The following is a 16,705-nucleotide window of genomic DNA, read 5'->3' as shown; positions in this document are numbered from 1 at the left end:
GCATGGTGCGTTTGCTTATCGCTAACGGTATTAACCAACAAAAACGGCCGGGCATCTTTGCAGATGCACCGGCCGTTTCGATGTGGCGAAAAACTTACTGCACTTCGACCGCCAGGCTCTCGCTGATCTTCTGTTGCCAGATCGCCGGGCCGGTGATGTGTACTGACTCACCTTTGCTGTCCACGGCAACGGTAACCGGCATGTCCTTGACCTCGAACTCGTAGATCGCTTCCATGCCGAGCTCGGCAAAGGCCAGCACCTTGGACTTCTTGATCGCTTGCGCAACCAGGTAAGCGGCGCCGCCGACGGCCATCAGGTACACGGCTTTGTTGTCCTTGATCGCCTCGATTGCCGTCGGGCCACGCTCGGATTTGCCGATCATGCCCAACAGCCCGGTCTGCTCGAGGATCTGACGGGTGAACTTGTCCATTCGCGTTGCGGTGGTCGGGCCGGCCGGGCCCACCACTTCGTCACCGACCGGATCAACCGGGCCGACGTAGTAGATGAAGCGACCCTTGAGGTCGACCGGCAGGGTTTCACCCTTGTTGAGCATCTCGACCATGCGCTTGTGCGCGGCGTCGCGACCGGTGAGCATCTTGCCGTTGAGCAGCACGGTTTCGCCCGGTTTCCAGCTCTGCACGTCTTCCGGAGTCAGGGTGTCGAGATTTACCCGACGGGCCGACGGGCCGGCTTCCCAGACGATTTCCGGGTAGGCGTCCAGCGGTGGCGCTTCCAGCGAGGCTGGACCTGTACCGTCGAGCACAAAGTGCGCGTGACGGGTGGCGGCGCAGTTGGGGATCATGCATACCGGCAGGGAAGCGGCGTGGGTCGGGTAGTCCATGATCTTCACGTCGAGCACGGTGGTCAGGCCGCCGAGGCCCTGGGCGCCGATGCCCAACTGGTTGACCTTCTCGAACAGCTCCAGACGCATTTCTTCGATGCGATTTTGCGGGCCACGGGCCTTGAGCTCGTGAATGTCGATGGATTCCATCAACACTTCCTTGGCCATCACCGCGGCTTTTTCAGCGGTGCCGCCGATGCCGATGCCGAGCATGCCCGGCGGGCACCAGCCCGCGCCCATGGTCGGAACAGTCTTGAGCACCCAGTCGACGATCGAGTCGGACGGGTTGAGCATGGCCATTTTCGACTTGTTTTCGGAACCGCCGCCCTTGGCCGCCACGTCCACTTCCACGGTGTTGCCCGGAACGATGGAGTAGTGAATGACTGCCGGGGTGTTGTCCTTGGTGTTCTTGCGAGCGCCCGCCGGGTCGGCGAGGATCGAGGCACGCAGGACGTTTTCCGGCAGGTTGTAGGCGCGACGCACGCCTTCGTTGATCATGTCGTCCAGGCCCATGGTGGCGCCATCCCAACGCACGTCCATGCCGACACGGACGAACACGGTGACGATACCGGTGTCCTGGCAGATCGGGCGATGGCCGGTGGCGCACATGCGCGAGTTGATCAGGATCTGCGCCATCGAATCACGGGCCGCCGGCGATTCTTCGCGCAGGTAGGCTTCGTGCATCGCCTGGATGAAATCCACGGGGTGGTAATAGGAAATGAACTGCAGGGCGTCGGCAACGCTCTGAATCAGGTCATCTTGCTTGATCACGGTCATGAGTCGCGCTCCTCTGGAAGACGGGAACATTCTATGGGGCAGCTTGAGGCTTTGAGCTCACAGCTGATCCTCTGGCACGCCGGGGCTGCTGGCGCGACGCTAAAAAGGCGCGGCAGTATACCGCGGCTCGGTTGGGCGTACACGCGCCAGCAGTCATTCATTGCAGCAGCTGCAAGCTGCAAGCTTCGAGCGGCAAGTCAAAGCAGTACGCGGACAGCTTGAGCTTGCCGCTTGAAGCTTGCGGCTTGTAGCTGCCCTTCCGGGCCGGGCGGGCCACACTTTTGACGTCAAATTTCGAGCCCGAAAATCGGTGGTCATTTAGCGACCGGGCCTCTAAAGTGGCATCCGGTCTGTAGAGTAGGACACTCGGTCAGCCTCCTATCGCACGGTGAGTCAACGATTGACCCATAACGCCATTCAACGCCTTTTGCTCAAACGCTTCGCCCTCGCTGCGGCCACCTACGGATTGGCTTTGCTGCTGCTGTGGCTGGCGTTTTTCACCGGGCATTACCGGCAATCGCTCAGTGGCGTGGCCATCGGCAGCGCCCTGGTGGTCATCAGTCAGGCGACGCTGTTCGGGCTGTTCTGGAGCGGTCGCAACCAGCGCTTCGCCGACCCCAGCCTGACCGAAGCGCAAGTGTTGATGGGCCTGGGCTGGCAGACCTGGCTGATCGCCCATGTCGACGAGGCGCGCGGTGCGTTTCTGGTGTTTTATGTGCTGATTCTGCTGTTCGGCCTGTTCCATCTCACGCGTCGGGTATTCATCCGTTGCGCGCTGCTGGTGTTCTTCAGTTTTTCCGCGATTACCCTGTGGGATGGTTACCACTTGCGCCTTGCCGAGCCTGCGCTCGCGGCATTGCAGGTGTGCATTCTGGCGATGGTGCTGGCTTGGCTGGTGCTGTACGCGCGCTTTGTCCAGGTCTCCCGGCAACGCCAGCGGCAGCGCCGCTTTGCCTTGCAGGCGCATCAGGACACCTTGCGCGGGATGATGCGCCAGCTCGAAGATCTGGTCGCCACCGACGAACTGACCGGGCTGTTCAATCGCCGACACTTCCTGCGCATTGCCTCGCGCGAGCTGAACGCGCTGGACAGCGACGTGATGCACGGGCTGGCGCTGATCGATCTGGACCATTTCAAACGCATCAACGACCTGCATGGTCACGCCGCCGGCGATCAGGTACTGCAAGCGTTCGCCGGTGTGGCGCAGGCCTGTCTGCGCGAGGGCGATGTGCTGGCGCGCTATGGTGGCGAAGAATTCGTGGTGCTGTTGCCCGACTGCGATGCCGAACGATTGACGGCTTGCTGCGAGCGTTTGCGCATTGCCTTCACCGAGGTTGAATTGATGGGCCTGCAAGTACGCAATTTGAGCCTGTCGGCCGGCATGACCCTGTTGGCGGTCGGTGACGATCTGGATGAGGCCTTGCAGCGCGCCGATCAGGCGCTGTACCGGGCCAAGCGTGACGGGCGCAATCGTTGTGCGGCCGCGTGGGAGAATGTCGATGCCTGAACTGCGCGTCGGTGAACGACACTGGACAGTGGAGGCGGGCAGCAACCTGCTCGATGCCCTGAACCAGAACGGCGTCGCCGTGCCCTACAGTTGTCGCGCCGGCAGTTGCCATGCCTGTCTGGTGCAATGCGTGCAGGGGCTGCCCGCCGATAATCGCCCGGACGCCTTGAGCGCCGAACAGCGCCAGCAGGGCTGGCGCCTGGCTTGTCAGTGCCAGGTGAGCGAAGACTTGCAGGTGCACACCTTCGACCCGATTACCGACGGTCGCCCGGCGGTGGTCGAAGCGCTGGACTGGCTCAGCGACAGCATCCTGCGTTTACGCCTGACACCGCAACGTCCTCTGCGCTACAGCGCCGGACAACATCTGGTGCTGTGGATCGGGCAGATTGCGCGGCCGTATTCGCTGGCGAGCCTGCCGCAAGAGGACCGATTCCTGGAGTTTCACCTCGATTGCCGCCAGCCCGGCGAATTCGTTGATGCTGCACGCAAGCTGCAGATCGGCGACTCGATTCGCCTCGGCGAACTGCGCGGCGGCGCGCTGCATTACGACCCGGACTGGCACACCCGACCGCTGTGGCTGCTGGCCGCCGGCACGGGTCTGGGGCCGTTGTTCGGCGTGCTGCGCGAGGCCTTGCGCCACAATCACCAGGGCGCCATTCGTGTCATTCACGTGGCCCATGACGCTCGCGACCATTATCTGGCCAAACCCCTCGCCGCGCTGGCCGCGCAGCGGGAAAACCTTGGCGTCGAGCTGTGGACAGCGGCCGAGTCAGCCGCCGCTTTGGCGCAACTGCGCCTTGTTTCCCGACAGACCCTGGCCTTAGTCTGCGGCTCGACGGCCAGTGTCGATGCCTTCGCCAAGCGTCTGTACCTGGCCGGATTGCCGCGCAATCAACTGCTGGCCGATGTATTTCTGTCCCGTGCTTGAGTGCTGACCTTTCGTCGCGAGATACGCCATGACCGAAGCCATCCTGCTGGAACGCGAGCGCGGTTTGCTGACCCTGCGCCTCAACCGCCCGGAAAAGAAAAACGCCCTGACCCGAGCGATGTACAGCCGACTGGCCGAAGCGTTGAAGCAGGCCGACTGCGACCCTGAGATCAACGCCGTGCTGATCACCGGCGGCGCGGAGTGCTTCACGGCCGGCAATGACATCGCCGACTTCATCCAGCAACCGCCGAGCGACCTCGACAGCCCGGTGTTTCATTTCATGCTCAATCTGCTCGAATGCCGCAAACCGGTGATTGCCGCTGTGGCCGGCGCAGCAGTGGGAATTGGCACGACAATGTTGTTGCACTGCGATTTGGTTTACGTCAGCCGCGACGCCCGGCTGCGCATGCCGTTCGTCAACCTGGGACTGTGTCCTGAATTCGGCTCCAGCCTGATCCTGCCGCGTTTGCTTGGACAGGCGAAAGCGGCGGAGTTGCTGTTGCTTGGCGAAGGCTTTAGCGGTGAGCAAGCGGCAGCGTGGGGGATTGCTACCGAGGCGCTGGGCAGCGGTGATGCGGCGCTGAGCAAGGCGCGGGAAGTGGCGTTGCGTTTTGATGAGTTACCGGCCGAAGCCGTGCGCATCAGCAAACAACTGATGCGAGCGCCGGATCGCGAGTTGATCCGCAAGGTGATCGAGGAGGAGGGCGCATTGTTCACCCAAAGACTGCGCTCGCCGGAAGCGTTGGCGGCATTGACCGGGTTTATCAAACGGCATTGATTCTGGCTGTCGCACTCGCTCCACCGCTGGTAAGCCAGCTTCCACATTTTTTGTGATCTGTCGGAGATTTCGAACCGCTTTAACCGATCAAGGTCCGAACGGACCGGGATAAATAACAGACCTCAATCTGTCAGGGCTCGAATCACGCAATGATGTTCGTCCTCTGCCGCCATGGTCATCGCTAAAAAGGTCACTTTATCCGCCATGAATATACCGGGATGTCTGATTTGTTTGATGTAGTCAAACGAGAACCACCCGGTACCGTTCCCATAGGTCAAATCGAGTTTGCCTGCATGAGTGAAACGTGCCATGACGGTGGATACGCGGCTACCCAACATAGCCCCGAACGTCAGAATGCTGCCGTCGCGGTTTATGAAGGCATTTGCCCAAATGGTATCGAGGTTGCCCATCTGTTCCACTACGGGGTTACCCCCATTGAACTGAATATTTTCTCTGCCATCGACTTCTCTGCTGATTAACAGTCCCTTGTGTGCAGGTCCGGACACATGACCCACTGCTAAAAGACGTTTGTTCGGCTGCTGAATGAGGGAAAAGCTGGTGGAGTCTTCAAACGGGCCGGGATTGATCTTCAGATAACCATTTTCTCCAAAACCCGTATCCAGCTCTCCCGTGTCGAGTAACTGAGCAAAAAATGTCTGACTGTCGTGTAAAGGTCCGACCGATCCCGCGAGTGCATATTTTCCGTCAGACGTTGGCAGCACAGTATTCAGGACTGTTTGTTCAACAAAGTCAGGGTGGGCGATTTCGACGTATCCTTTATTATTGAAGCTGATATCGAGGCTTCCGTTGGGCTCCAGTCTGATCAGCAGCGACACCGGTATAAGCTCCAATTGAAGCCGAGCGACGATCAATATCTTACCGTCTGACGCAATCACCGTGGATACCGCGTCGATTTGCCTGAGCCTGATAGGGCCCGCAGGTTTCGCAGTGGCGTTGAGAATGAACGCACCCGGCTTGAGAATGACCTTGCCACCGATGCCGAAGTCACGATCCGGTTCTCCACTCGGCAACAAGCGGAGGAGCGCGATACCGACATCCGTGATGTCGCGATATTTATAAGAGCCGATAAGCAGGATTTTTTTGTCACTGAGCAACTTGGCTTCGTTCACGAGTGAATCTTTCATATCCCTATCGAACTGGCCGCTGATATAGCCCGCGTTGCCGAATTTTTTATCAAGTAGGCCTGCCCCCGTGAGTTTGATACAGAAATAAGCGATTGCATTTAAGTCATCCTCGACAGTGCCGGAAACACAGATAGCTCCTTCCGCATCTGTGTCCAGGGCGCGGCTGGTGATTCTGCGAAACGGGAGACCTAACTGATTCATGTATACCCGCCCATTAAGCCCGAATTGCGGATCCGGTTTTCCAAGGTTTTTTACGTTCATGATTGATCACCTCGCTGACATTCTTCGCATCGATAAACCGTGCGACCGCGATATCCACGTCACACCCTTGAGCGATGCTTGCAGCGGTCACGATTTCTCCATCGTTTGAATGGCTGCATCTTTCCGATAATTCGAAAATCCAACGGTGATGCCCATCGCGCAAGGATTCATTGGAGGCCGGGTGCAACGTCCCGTCAACTGTCAAACCTGACAGTTGACAAATACAAGGATGAGTTAATCCCCTGTAGGATTTACCGAAGGTTGCAATCGTCTAAACTTCGGAAAACGAAAAAAGCCCCGGCATTCACATGCCGGGGCTTTGGTTTTTCAGCGCGTCACTCAGACCTGCGGATCACCCACGTGCAGAATCTTCATGCCGTTGGTGCCGCCGGTGGTGTGGTAGCTGTCGCCCTTGGTCAGGATGACCCAGTCGCCTTTTTCCACGACGCCGCGCTTGGTCAGTTCGTCGATGGCCTTCTGGCTGACTTCGTGCGGTTCCAGCGAGGCCGGGTCGAACGGAATAGTGTAGACGCCACGGAACATGGCTGCGCGGGCCTGGGCTTCGCGGTGCGGGGTGAACGCGTAGATCGGCACCGAGGAGCGGATGCGCGACATGATCAGCGGGGTGAAGCCGCTTTCAGTCAACGCAATGATCGCCTTGACGCCCGGGAAGTGGTTGGCGGTGTACATGGTCGCCAGCGCGATGCTCTCGTCGCAACGGCTGAATTCCTTGCCGATGCGGTGGCTGGAGGTCTTGCCGGTCGGGTGCTTCTCGGCGCCGACGCAGATGCGCGCCATGGCCTGCACGGCTTCCAGCGGGTACAGGCCCGCGGCGGATTCAGCCGAAAGCATTACGGCGTCGGTATAGTCGAGCACGGCGTTGGCCACGTCGGAAACTTCGGCGCGGGTCGGCATCGGATTCTGGATCATCGACTCCATCATCTGCGTTGCGACGATCACGGCCTTGTTGTGGCGACGTGCGTGCAGAATGATTTTCTTCTGGATGCCCACCAGTTCAGCGTCGCCGATTTCCACACCGAGGTCGCCACGGGCAACCATTACTGCGTCGGATGCCTTGATCAGGCCGTCGAGGGTTTCGTCGTCGGCCACGGCTTCGGCGCGTTCGATCTTCGCCACCAGCCAGGCAGTACCGCCGGCCTCGTCGCGCAGTTGACGGGCGTATTCCATGTCGGCGGCATCGCGCGGGAAGGACACCGCGAGATAGTCGACTTCCATTTCGGCGGCGAGCTTGATGTCGGCCTTGTCTTTTTCAGTCAGGGCCGGCGCAGTCAGGCCGCCACCGCGACGGTTGATGCCTTTGTGGTCGGACAGCGGGCCGCCGATGGTCACGACGCAATGCAGCTCGGTGGCGGTGGCGGTTTCGACGCGCATCACCACGCGGCCGTCGTCGAGCAGCAGCTCGTCGCCTACACCGCAGTCCTTGACCAGATCCGGGTAGTCGATGCCGACCACTTGCTGGTTGCCTTCGGTCAACGGATGGCTGGTGGAAAAGGTGAACTTGTCACCGATCTTCAGCTCGATCTTCTTGTTGGCGAATTTGGCGATACGGATTTTCGGGCCTTGCAGGTCGCCGAGCAGGGCGACGAAGCGGCCGTGCTTGGCAGCGAGGTCACGCACCAGCTTCGCGCGAGCCTTGTGCTCGTCGGGGGTGCCGTGGGAGAAGTTCAGACGGGCAACGTCCAGACCAGCCAGAATCAGCTGTTCGAGAACTTCCGGCGAGTTACTGGCCGGGCCAAGGGTAGCGACGATTTTGGTACGACGGACGGACATGCAAAGACTCCTGAGTTCAAGCGCCAGCGAAGGCTACTATGCTCGAAGGGTGTAGTCATTGTTCGAATGCACTACTTATCGTTTTCTTTATTGAACGTGGCAACTTTGGGACAAGCGCGCCTGAAGATTTCCGATCAGGGGTCGATACAGAGCTCAAGACAGGAGAACCCCCATGCGATTGTTGCCCATTGCCGCCCTTGCCCTCAGCGTCCTCGCCGTGACGGGCTGCACCCGTTGGTCGATGAACCACCATTTGAACAACGCTTACAGCGCCTATGAGCGGGGCAATTGCGAGCAGGTGATGCTTGAACTGTCCAAGGTCGAACGCGCCAGCCGCGCCCGCCCGTACGTGTGGCCGGAAGTGTCGATGATGCGCGGTCAGTGCCTGGAACGGCAAAAGCTCTACATCGACGCGGTGCAGACTTATCAATTCATCATCGCTTCGTACCCGGACAGCGAATACGCCTACCGCGCCCGAGCGCGTCTGGAAACTTTGCAGAGTCTGGGCCATTACCCGACGCGCAGCGCTGCTGCCGTGGTGCGCCCGACCCGTTTCTGATGATGGTTTTCATACAAAATCTGGCCGTGTGTACAAGCTGAGCTATAGTCGAAGAACCCGGATTCGGCGACACGGTGCTGCATCCGGAGCAACACCTGCGACTGGCGGTTGTAAGGTGACGGCGACGTAGCGACTGTCACACCGGAAGCGGGGAGAGCGTGCCGGCAACACGGGCGCGTTCCGAAGCACAGGTGTGGCTCCGTGATGGAGCCTTGCAGGGCGCTGCGCATCATGTTTACCGACCGCCGAATCGAACGGCATCAATTGCCGTACTACCTCAGAGTGTTCAACAGCGTCACCGACAAACCCATCGGGTTTCTCGGCAACGTGTCTGGAGACGGGCTGATGCTGATCAGTCAGTTGCCGATGATGGTCGGCGCGGATTTCCAGTTACGCCTCAAAGTCCCCGCCTGCGATGGCAGCCAGCAAGTCATCGATTTCAGCGCCTGCTGCGTGTGGTGCCATGAAGACGCCACGCCGTTGCATTACGACGCCGGCTTCATCCTGCGGCGCGCGCCGGCGGAGTTCGGGCAGTTGGTGTTGGCGTTGCAGCAGTATTTCAGTTTTCAGCCGCTGCCGGCGTCGGCCTGAACAGCAAAAGATCGCAGCCTTCGGCAGCTCCTGCAGGGGAAACGCATTCCAAATGCAGGAGCTGTCGAAGGCTGCGATCTTTTGACCTTGACGTCACGCCGTCGTGATTGCCCGCTCCTGATCCAGCGCCTTCTCCGCCAGCAACAACCCCATCTCGCTCAATTGATAGATCGCCATCGCCAGGTGTCGCGGCTTGTCTTCAAGGCTGTCGGCCAGGTCGAGCAGCAGAATGCTGACCGAAGAAAAGGTTTCGTAGGTTTGAATGGCCATCGCTTCGGGATTGATGTCGGGTGCGACCATGAACATCTGCATGCCACGGTCCACGGAGTTGCGTGAGTCGGGTTTCGGTTTGAGGTAGTGGTCGAGGGCTTTTTCGGCGGCCTCGTGGAGTTTCTTTGAAGCGGTGGACGCGTAGGGGGAAGTCGAGTCTTCGGCTTCCGGGGGATTGGGTGTTGGTTTGATCATGATCGTATTGCCTCTGAGAGGGCCATCACCTGTTCGCGACTAAACGAAAAGGGGTGGCGGCTGAACGCAGGTTAGTCGACCGGGAGGCATACGAATTACCGGCGCGCCCGAAGGCGCCCTGCGCACAGCCACCATCAAGTGCGGGGATAGGGATTACCCGACTGGATGACGCTTATGCACCTTCATATACCTACCGGGCGACTAAACCCGACCACTGATTGGCAGCGGCACGGATCACGTTACGGGGCAGCTTCAAAGCGCACAAGCCGGCGGATTCTGAGTGATGTGTAGGCAACGGCGCAAGCCGCTGTAGTCGCGTATTCATGGCTGACGGACATCTGCATGTTGCGGTGTGGGAATAGTTACCGTTGGTCGGGACTGTCAGAGTTGACAGGTGGCGGCCGAAGCATGAGCGGGTATTAAACACTCAGGCCCCGGCTACCGCTTGCGCATGCTCCTGACCCGTCGAGGAAAGCTAGATGAAAGATTTTGACAAGAATGTCGATCCGCAGACCGAAAGCGCGTCCTCCTCGCAACTGAATGAAGGAAAGGCGCAGATACTTCAGATCGATTTCCCTCCTCCAAACGCTTTGCTGGGCAGCAAGGTAATCGTGCGAGGCAGAGCTGTTCCGCAGAATCCTTCTCAAGAGGTGGTGGTGCAGGTTAACCGGACATTTTATCCACCTCGAGACGGTAACGGGTATTGGTATGTAGAAGATGATCTTGAGAGTCTGCCCTATCCGAATCTGATCATATCGGCAAGAATCCGCATCCCTGAGCAGCATGTATCGGTAAACATTATTTGGCGGAAGAATTGCGGGACCTCGATTACATCTCCTGCTCCAGGCGCAATCGTACCGCCGGCTCAGCCTTTTCTATTGAAAGGTCAAGCCATAACGGGCTCGACGGTTACGGTAAAGAATGTTGCAACAGGCCAAACGTTGGGTACTTCTGTAGCCGGTACATATGGGAACTGGCAAGTGAGCATCATCCCCCCGCCAGCTGCCTCGCTGACCATTCAGGCTTCTCATGACGGGTTTGGTGGCTCCCATGCTCCTGTGGAGCGCACGTTTGTCTTGATGGGTACTCCTCGCATTACAAAACCGTTGGAAGCCACGCTCCAGAATCAGAAATTTACTTTGGAAGGCGATCAGGGCGTGGTCGGGGCGAAGATTTCGATATATCCGGATCTGGAAACCGGTCCGGTCCTCGGATCGTCGATCATCACCGATATGGCAGGTAGCTGGAAGGTAGAGTTAGAGATCTCCCCCGGTCGTCGCTCGTTGGTCGCCAGGCAGGAATTCGACGGCAGCCCTCCATCATCACCCAGTGTGGCTCGTTATTTCAGAATCCGCCCGCCGAGGCTGGGGGAGGTCGATGTAGTTGTGGAGGGTACCGTTGTAACGTTGTCGGGCGAGGGTATTGATGACGCTACGGTCGAGTTCAAGGTTGTCAGTCCGCCTGAAGCCACAGCTCCAGCGCCTGCAGAGGTCATTGGGGGGAAATTTCAAACACAGGTGAAAGACTGGCCGCTTGGGACTGTCATTCTGGACGTTGTGCAAAAAATCCGTGATGTCCCTACCGGGTGGATCGAGTCTGAGCCTGCGCGAATAACGATTGCGCTGCACTTGCCGAATCCGACAGCGATAGAACATGACCAGGATTATCAGCCGACCATTTCCGGGATGGGCTATCCCGGCGCAACGGTGAGGCTGCTTAACCCTGATGACACGGTCGCGGCTGAACCGGCACTTGTGCCCGCTTCGGGTCAGTGGTCTACCCGAACAGTCGACGAATGGGGACCGGTGCGCGATCGTGAGGTTCGTATCAGGCAGTTTATGGATGAACATGTATCACCCACATGGGTGACGTTCAAAGTCACCATCCGGCCGCAAAAACCTGAAATACATCCGTTCGACCAAGACACGCTCTCACCCGAATTCAGTGGAAGTTGCCATGACACCGCGACTGTCCTTCTCAAGTTCAGTGATGACGAGCGCTTTTTTGAGGCAGATGTATCTGGAGAAACCTGGCGCTTTCAGCGCGACCTCTTTTTCACTGAAGGTATGGCTTACTCCGTCCAGGCGACTCAGACGATCAACGGTCAGACCTCAGAGCCTGCCTCCACCAGCTTCACGGTCTACAGGGAACGGCTCAAGCCTGCGATCAGAACACCGTTGCCCGAACAGGAAACCGACAGCGATCTGACGGTGACGGGTGACTTCGGCATGGCGGGTGCCTCGATGCAGCTTTGGGATGCACAGGAAGGCAAGCGCTTGGGCGAGCCCGTGGTTCTCGGGCAGGACGGTCCCTGGTCGGTGTCGCTCACCGGGCTCGCCATCAAGACATGGTTCATCACCGCGCAGCAGACCCTCAACGATCGGGTCTCACCAGATAGTCAGGTGCGCGAATTCGACGTAGTGGTCATGCCGCCCGAGTTCGTGCATCCGCGTCCTGGGGGCGATCTCACGCGCAGGGCCATTCTCTCGGGGACGGGGCGGCCAGAGGGGTTGGTTACCGTTTGGCGCCGCGGGCTCGATGAGCCATTGTTGCGCGATGTCCAGATCGGTGTGGACGGTGCGTGGGAAGCCAGCGTTGTGTTGGAGGTCGGAGACGAAATCCTTTGGGCAACTCAGACGTTCGAGGGCAAAACGTCGAAACCAAGCCTTGACGTGCCGTGTCGGGTCGTACCCGTCGCGGTGACGCCTGAATCACCCACTCCCGAAGAATTCCTTGGCGCTAGGGTTACGGTGTCCGGGTTCGGCGTGCCTCGTGACCGGATCACGCTCAAGCGCGGGGAATACATATTGGGCACGGCCCCGGTGCTTGACGACGCAAGCTGGACAATCCCGGCAACGCTGGAGCTACCCGATGGAGCTGTGACATTAAGCGTTGTGGCCTCCAGGGGTGAGTTTCATTCGGCCCCCAGCGAGTGGGAGAGTCAGGTGAGGCTCTTTCTCCCGCAATTCACATACCCAAGGCCAGGCTTTTGGGTTTCTCCGGTGGCAGCCTTCACGGGCTCGGGCAGACCGGGCATAGGGATGCTGATGAGCTGGTACAACCCGGATGTCGTGCTTGCCGGACCCGTTGCGGTCACTGACGCCGGCTGGACAGCTACGCCGACGAAGCCGCTGTCCAGCGGCGCCCAATGGTGCCGTTTCCGGCAAACGTTGAGCACAGGGACGCCGATATCAGACGATGCAGAAAGCGGGCGTTTTGATGTGCCGGCCGAGTCGCCTGACCATTCTCAAAGGTAGTTCCGATAGACGGTCATAAAACCTGTCATTTATGACAGTGGACCGCTCCTGTTTCGAAGCGTTGAATGGACTGGTATCAGCCGGTGCCGGTGAGGTTGCTCACCAGCGCACATCAACTGTTCAAGGACTGACAGCATGGCCAGTAAAAGTACGGCGAAAAAACCCAGCCTGGAGTTGTTCGAGCAGGTCTTCGGCGAGCAGCAGAGCCTGGAAAAGTTCGCCGGTCTGAGAAACTGGCTGGAAAGCGGCGGCTCGATTTTCCCTTGGTGGAAAAGGGGCCCGTGGGACTGGCCAGAGACTTTGGAATCAGCATCGAGGAGGCGAGGAGGTTTCTGCGTCGGGCCTATGCTCTGGCCATTTATCTGCGCCGGCAGTTTATCGAGCAGTCATTGACCGCCCAGGCTCGACCGGCACCTTACGCGGCGGGGGGGTTCAATACCGGGCCCAATTACGAGCTTTTGTTCAGCCCGGCATATGACCAGTTCGCACCCGTTGGCGCGCTTGAAGATGCCACGGGAATCGTCGCTTATCTGATAGAGGTGTGGAAGTGGGTCGGGGACAATATCGAGGACTATGGTGATTCCGATGCGGTAACCGGCATGATTCCGATCCACACGCGTCGTGCCGATATCAGGGAATTATCCATCGACCACAACGCAATGCACCAGACGGTTTCTGCTGTCGACATTATCATCAAGGTGCTGGAAAAGTTTATCGGCAAAACAGAGTTGGAACTGGAAGACGCCTTGATCCAGCGGCGCTACCCCAATGGTCTGCCGTATTTCAAGCACTGGGCAACCATCAATGCGCTGGTCGCTCATCACGGTCTTTCGGTGGGGCATTTCGCCCGCTGGACAGATATCGAATATCCCAACTTTCTTCTTCCGCACGCCTGGGACGACGATGCCGGTCGTGCGCTGGCGCATGCCTCGCGGCTGGGGCCGTTCCAGCGAGAGTTGTTGACCGAGGACCTCATTCCCGACGACGCCGACAGTGACACCAGAGAGGCATTCTACTTAAAGAATTACGGTACAACCGGGGTGGAATGGCAGAACCTCAACCAAGTGGAGTTTTTCGCTCAGCGCACCAAACTGGATGCCGAAGGCGTGGAAGCTTTTCTGTCCATTCGCCGTTACGCACCAACACGATCGGATAACGTGAGTATCTATGCCCCTGCCGACAAGGAGGAAAGCGAGCGTTCCGGTTCAGTCTTTATCAACGGCGGTGAATCACCCGCCGTCAGTGTCAATTACCAGAATCTTCTGCACCGATTGAGCGCATCCCCCTTGAATCCGGGACGATACGACCGGATGAACCGCAAGCGGCGCCTGGATCTATGGCTAAAGCTGCCTCCCGAGGAGGTCGATTCACTGCTGATAGCCGCTTTCAACGCCGAGTGGGCTGGTATCCCCGATGCCCCTGACAAACCTTTAAAACCCGCCATCCGGGTTACCGACCATACCGTGCATGCATTGGGGGTGTTCCAGACCTTGCGTGAAGGCTTCGAGTGCAAGGCTGCGGATTTCGCAGTGTTCATCGATAAGTTCTCGATCTATGGCCGCGGGCAGGTAGCGTCCCAATTTGATCAGATTTTCAATAACGTCCAGGGCAACCACCGCGATCCATTGCTCCTTGATAACGGCGAGTTTCCATTGCTGCCGGCGCAAGGTGTGCCGGAACTTACCGTCAGCCGAATCTGCAGCGCGCTGGATATCGACCTGCAGACCTACCGGTATCTGGCGCTGGCGATTGCCCGTGCCCATGGCCGAACCGACACGCTCGTGCGCAGCCCGGAGATTCTGTCGGCGTTTCACCGACTGGTGAAATTGCCCCGCTTGTTGGGCATGACGCCTGTCGAGGGGCTGTTGATGCTCATGGTGCTTGGCCGGGAGGCGTGGGTTGAGGGTCTGGCGGGCGTTCCGGTGCTCAAGGGAGAACCCGCGGCCGGCGACACAGTCCCCGATGTGTTGAACCTCATTTCGGCACTGGTTGCCTGCCGCTACTGGTGTCGAACGCGCAATTTGCCGGTGCTGTGGATGCTGCAACAAGTGGCGGTTCCTCAGGTGTCCAATGTGGCGGCCGAGCCAGAACTGCGCTTGTTCGAGCAGGTCCGCAATTTGCTGGGCGAGGCATTATTGACTCATACCGGATTTGTGACCGCCGGTGTGCCGCCGCTGGTGGGCCGTGACTGGAAAGATCTGCTGTCTTCGCTGACTGACCCGCTGGGGCTGGTGAAATCTCGCGAGGGTACGGAGGACCAATATGTTGTCTTCGCCAGAGAGGAACTCGACAAGGCGGTCAGGGTGGGGCTGGATGAAGATGACATCAGTGTGCGTGCTCCCATCGTCGATATCATGCTCACGGTTCTGTTGCAGGCGCGTGCCGCTCAGCTTTCAGTCGCGCGTGAATGTCTGGCTGTTTATACCGGGCTGGATGCAGAGCGGGCGCTGAAGGTTCTGACCTGGGCGAATTCGAGCGTTTATGAGCTGTTGGTCAGAATTGTCGAGCAAATGGATGAGGATTGGGCGCTGTCACGCACCCTGCGCGCGGAACCTCTTGATCCCCTGTTTTTTCTGCTGGCTGACATACGTCGGCTCAGCGCCGTCGTGGCCGAACTGGCCATCAGCCTCGAAACCCTTGATGCCCTGCTCGATTACGGGCTCGACGATTGGTGGGAGCAGAACGATCCTGAAGTCTTCACCGTCACGACCCTGTACTACCTGACGGTTCTGACTCATGCCTTCGAAATCAGCAAGCAGCCTCATACCGAATTGCTCGAGTACTTGAGACAGATCCACGAATTGGGAGATCCGGAGAATTTGTCCACCGACGCGTTGCGCCTCGCACAGCAGGCGTCGGAGGTCTGGCTGGCCCGGTTTTTCGACTGGAGCGAGCAGGAAGTGCACGAATGCGTCGGGCGAATCGACCCGCAATACAGGCTTTTGAAAAACCTCCAGCAACTGGATCTGTTGGTACGGGTACGCGAACTGGCCACCCATACCCGCATGGATGCGCTGACCATTTTTCTGCTGGGAGCGCTGCCTGAAACCGTCGACAAGCCGGTTTACAAAGACGCTGCCGAACATGCCTCGTTGAGTCTGTCGGAAACGGCGCCAGCGGTTCGGCCATCCGCCGAGCTGCGGGCGCCGCTCATCAACATGCAGATTGTGGCGGATAGCTCCGAGGTGATTGCCGGCAGTGGGGGCAAGATCATTTTCACCATCACGCTGACAGATCAGGACGGCAAGGCGCTCACCGGTGTGTCCATTCGCGGTCAGGCCAGTCTTGGCACGCTGGTCATCGGAAAAACCCAGCCAGAAACGGGTATCGCCACGGCAACCTACACGCCTGGGAAGATCATGGGCGCTGAGCGTCCGCTGTTTTGGGTGCCCTTGATCACGCCGCAGGAGGGGCCGTTCATCCAGTTGACCGACGACGGCCTGAACCTGGATTTCCCCGCGCCTTTCATGTCCAGAGTACCGACCAGCGTTGTGCCAGCGGGGCAAGCGGTCGAGTTATCGGCCGTTCTCATGGATCGCTTCGGCAATCTGGGTAAAAACCGCTGGGTGCGTTGGTCCGCCACAGCCATCGGTGACGAGCCTTTACTGGCGGTTGAGGCGGTGATCCGGCCCCAGCAGGGCCAGACCACTCAGCAAGGCGTTGCCCGAGCGGTTATCTCAAGTACGACGGGAGGCACATTCATTTGCACCGTGCTCTCGGAAACCAGCGAAAACGCTGTGGATTTTGCATCGATTGAGTTCGCGCCTCTCCCTCTTCCAAATGAAGCATGACGTTTGCGCCGCCC

Annotated in this window: 11 protein-coding genes; 7 read left to right on the top strand and 4 right to left on the bottom strand. The window is 58.9% G+C overall.

What is annotated here, in order from left to right; translation table 11 throughout:
• Nucleotides 1–94 precede the first annotated feature (94 nt).
• Nucleotides 95–1,618 carry a fumarate hydratase gene (locus J2Y90_RS26165; RefSeq protein ID WP_122589657.1) on the bottom strand — a complete coding sequence of 508 codons (1,524 nt, stop codon included), beginning with the start codon at nucleotides 1,616–1,618 and terminating at the stop codon, nucleotides 95–97.
• Nucleotides 1,619–2,018: 400 nt separating this feature from the next.
• Here J2Y90_RS26165 and J2Y90_RS26160 point away from each other — a divergent pair, with 400 nt between their 5' ends.
• From J2Y90_RS26160 to J2Y90_RS26150, 3 genes are read left to right on the top strand one after another with little or no spacing between them, the layout of a single operon-like run.
• Nucleotides 2,019–3,125: a GGDEF domain-containing protein gene (locus J2Y90_RS26160; protein WP_253504877.1), complete on the top strand. Its 1,107-nt coding sequence runs from the start codon at nucleotides 2,019–2,021 to the stop codon at nucleotides 3,123–3,125.
• Complete coding sequence (locus J2Y90_RS26155; protein ID WP_253504873.1) at nucleotides 3,118–4,053, top strand: iron-sulfur-binding ferredoxin reductase; 936 nt, start codon at nucleotides 3,118–3,120, stop codon at nucleotides 4,051–4,053. The genes J2Y90_RS26160 and J2Y90_RS26155 overlap by 8 nt, the downstream gene beginning before the upstream one ends.
• A gap of 28 nt (nucleotides 4,054–4,081) precedes the next feature.
• A complete protein-coding gene (locus tag J2Y90_RS26150; RefSeq protein WP_253504869.1) occupies nucleotides 4,082–4,831 on the top strand; it encodes an enoyl-CoA hydratase-related protein in 750 nt (249 codons plus the stop codon).
• Between the two features lie 122 nt (nucleotides 4,832–4,953).
• On the opposite strand, the gene J2Y90_RS26145 is transcribed toward J2Y90_RS26150, so the two are convergent.
• Together J2Y90_RS26145 and pyk are read right to left on the bottom strand one after the other, a co-directional pair.
• The gene (locus tag J2Y90_RS26145; RefSeq protein ID WP_253504866.1) at nucleotides 4,954–6,237 is read right to left on the bottom strand and encodes a hypothetical protein; all 1,284 of its coding nucleotides are present in this window, start codon (nucleotides 6,235–6,237) and stop codon (nucleotides 4,954–4,956) included.
• A gap of 339 nt (nucleotides 6,238–6,576) precedes the next feature.
• Nucleotides 6,577–8,028: a pyruvate kinase gene (gene pyk, locus J2Y90_RS26140; protein WP_024014116.1), complete on the bottom strand. Its 1,452-nt coding sequence runs from the start codon at nucleotides 8,026–8,028 to the stop codon at nucleotides 6,577–6,579.
• A gap of 172 nt (nucleotides 8,029–8,200) precedes the next feature.
• Between pyk and J2Y90_RS26135 the strand changes: the two genes are divergently transcribed.
• Both J2Y90_RS26135 and J2Y90_RS26130 read left to right on the top strand, forming a co-directional pair.
• Nucleotides 8,201–8,587, top strand: a complete 387-nt coding sequence (locus J2Y90_RS26135) for a tetratricopeptide repeat protein (RefSeq protein ID WP_042607317.1) — start codon at nucleotides 8,201–8,203, stop codon at nucleotides 8,585–8,587.
• A 231-nt stretch (nucleotides 8,588–8,818) separates the two neighbouring features.
• On the top strand, nucleotides 8,819–9,178 hold the full coding sequence (locus tag J2Y90_RS26130) for a PilZ domain-containing protein (protein ID WP_253504863.1): 360 nt from the start codon (nucleotides 8,819–8,821) through the stop codon (nucleotides 9,176–9,178).
• Between the two features lie 93 nt (nucleotides 9,179–9,271).
• Here the strand turns inward: J2Y90_RS26130 and J2Y90_RS26125 are convergent, their stop codons facing one another.
• Nucleotides 9,272–9,643, bottom strand: coding sequence for a DUF6124 family protein (locus J2Y90_RS26125; RefSeq protein ID WP_253504861.1), 372 nt, complete (start codon nucleotides 9,641–9,643; stop codon nucleotides 9,272–9,274).
• 479 nt (nucleotides 9,644–10,122) lie between these two features.
• Here J2Y90_RS26125 and J2Y90_RS26120 point away from each other — a divergent pair, with 479 nt between their 5' ends.
• Both J2Y90_RS26120 and J2Y90_RS26115 read left to right on the top strand, forming a co-directional pair.
• A complete protein-coding gene (locus tag J2Y90_RS26120; RefSeq protein WP_253504858.1) occupies nucleotides 10,123–12,900 on the top strand; it encodes a hypothetical protein in 2,778 nt (925 codons plus the stop codon).
• Between the two features lie 281 nt (nucleotides 12,901–13,181).
• A complete protein-coding gene (locus J2Y90_RS26115) occupies nucleotides 13,182–16,691 on the top strand; it encodes a Tc toxin subunit A (protein WP_253504855.1) in 3,510 nt (1,169 codons plus the stop codon).
• The last annotated feature ends 14 nt before the right edge of the window (nucleotides 16,692–16,705 follow it).

Origin of the sequence: Pseudomonas koreensis, from assembly GCF_024169245.1 — a bacterium.
Classification (GTDB): domain Bacteria; phylum Pseudomonadota; class Gammaproteobacteria; order Pseudomonadales; family Pseudomonadaceae; genus Aquipseudomonas; species Aquipseudomonas koreensis_F.
Note: the sequence above shows the minus strand (reverse complement) of the source record. Positions and strands in the feature narration are given on the sequence as shown.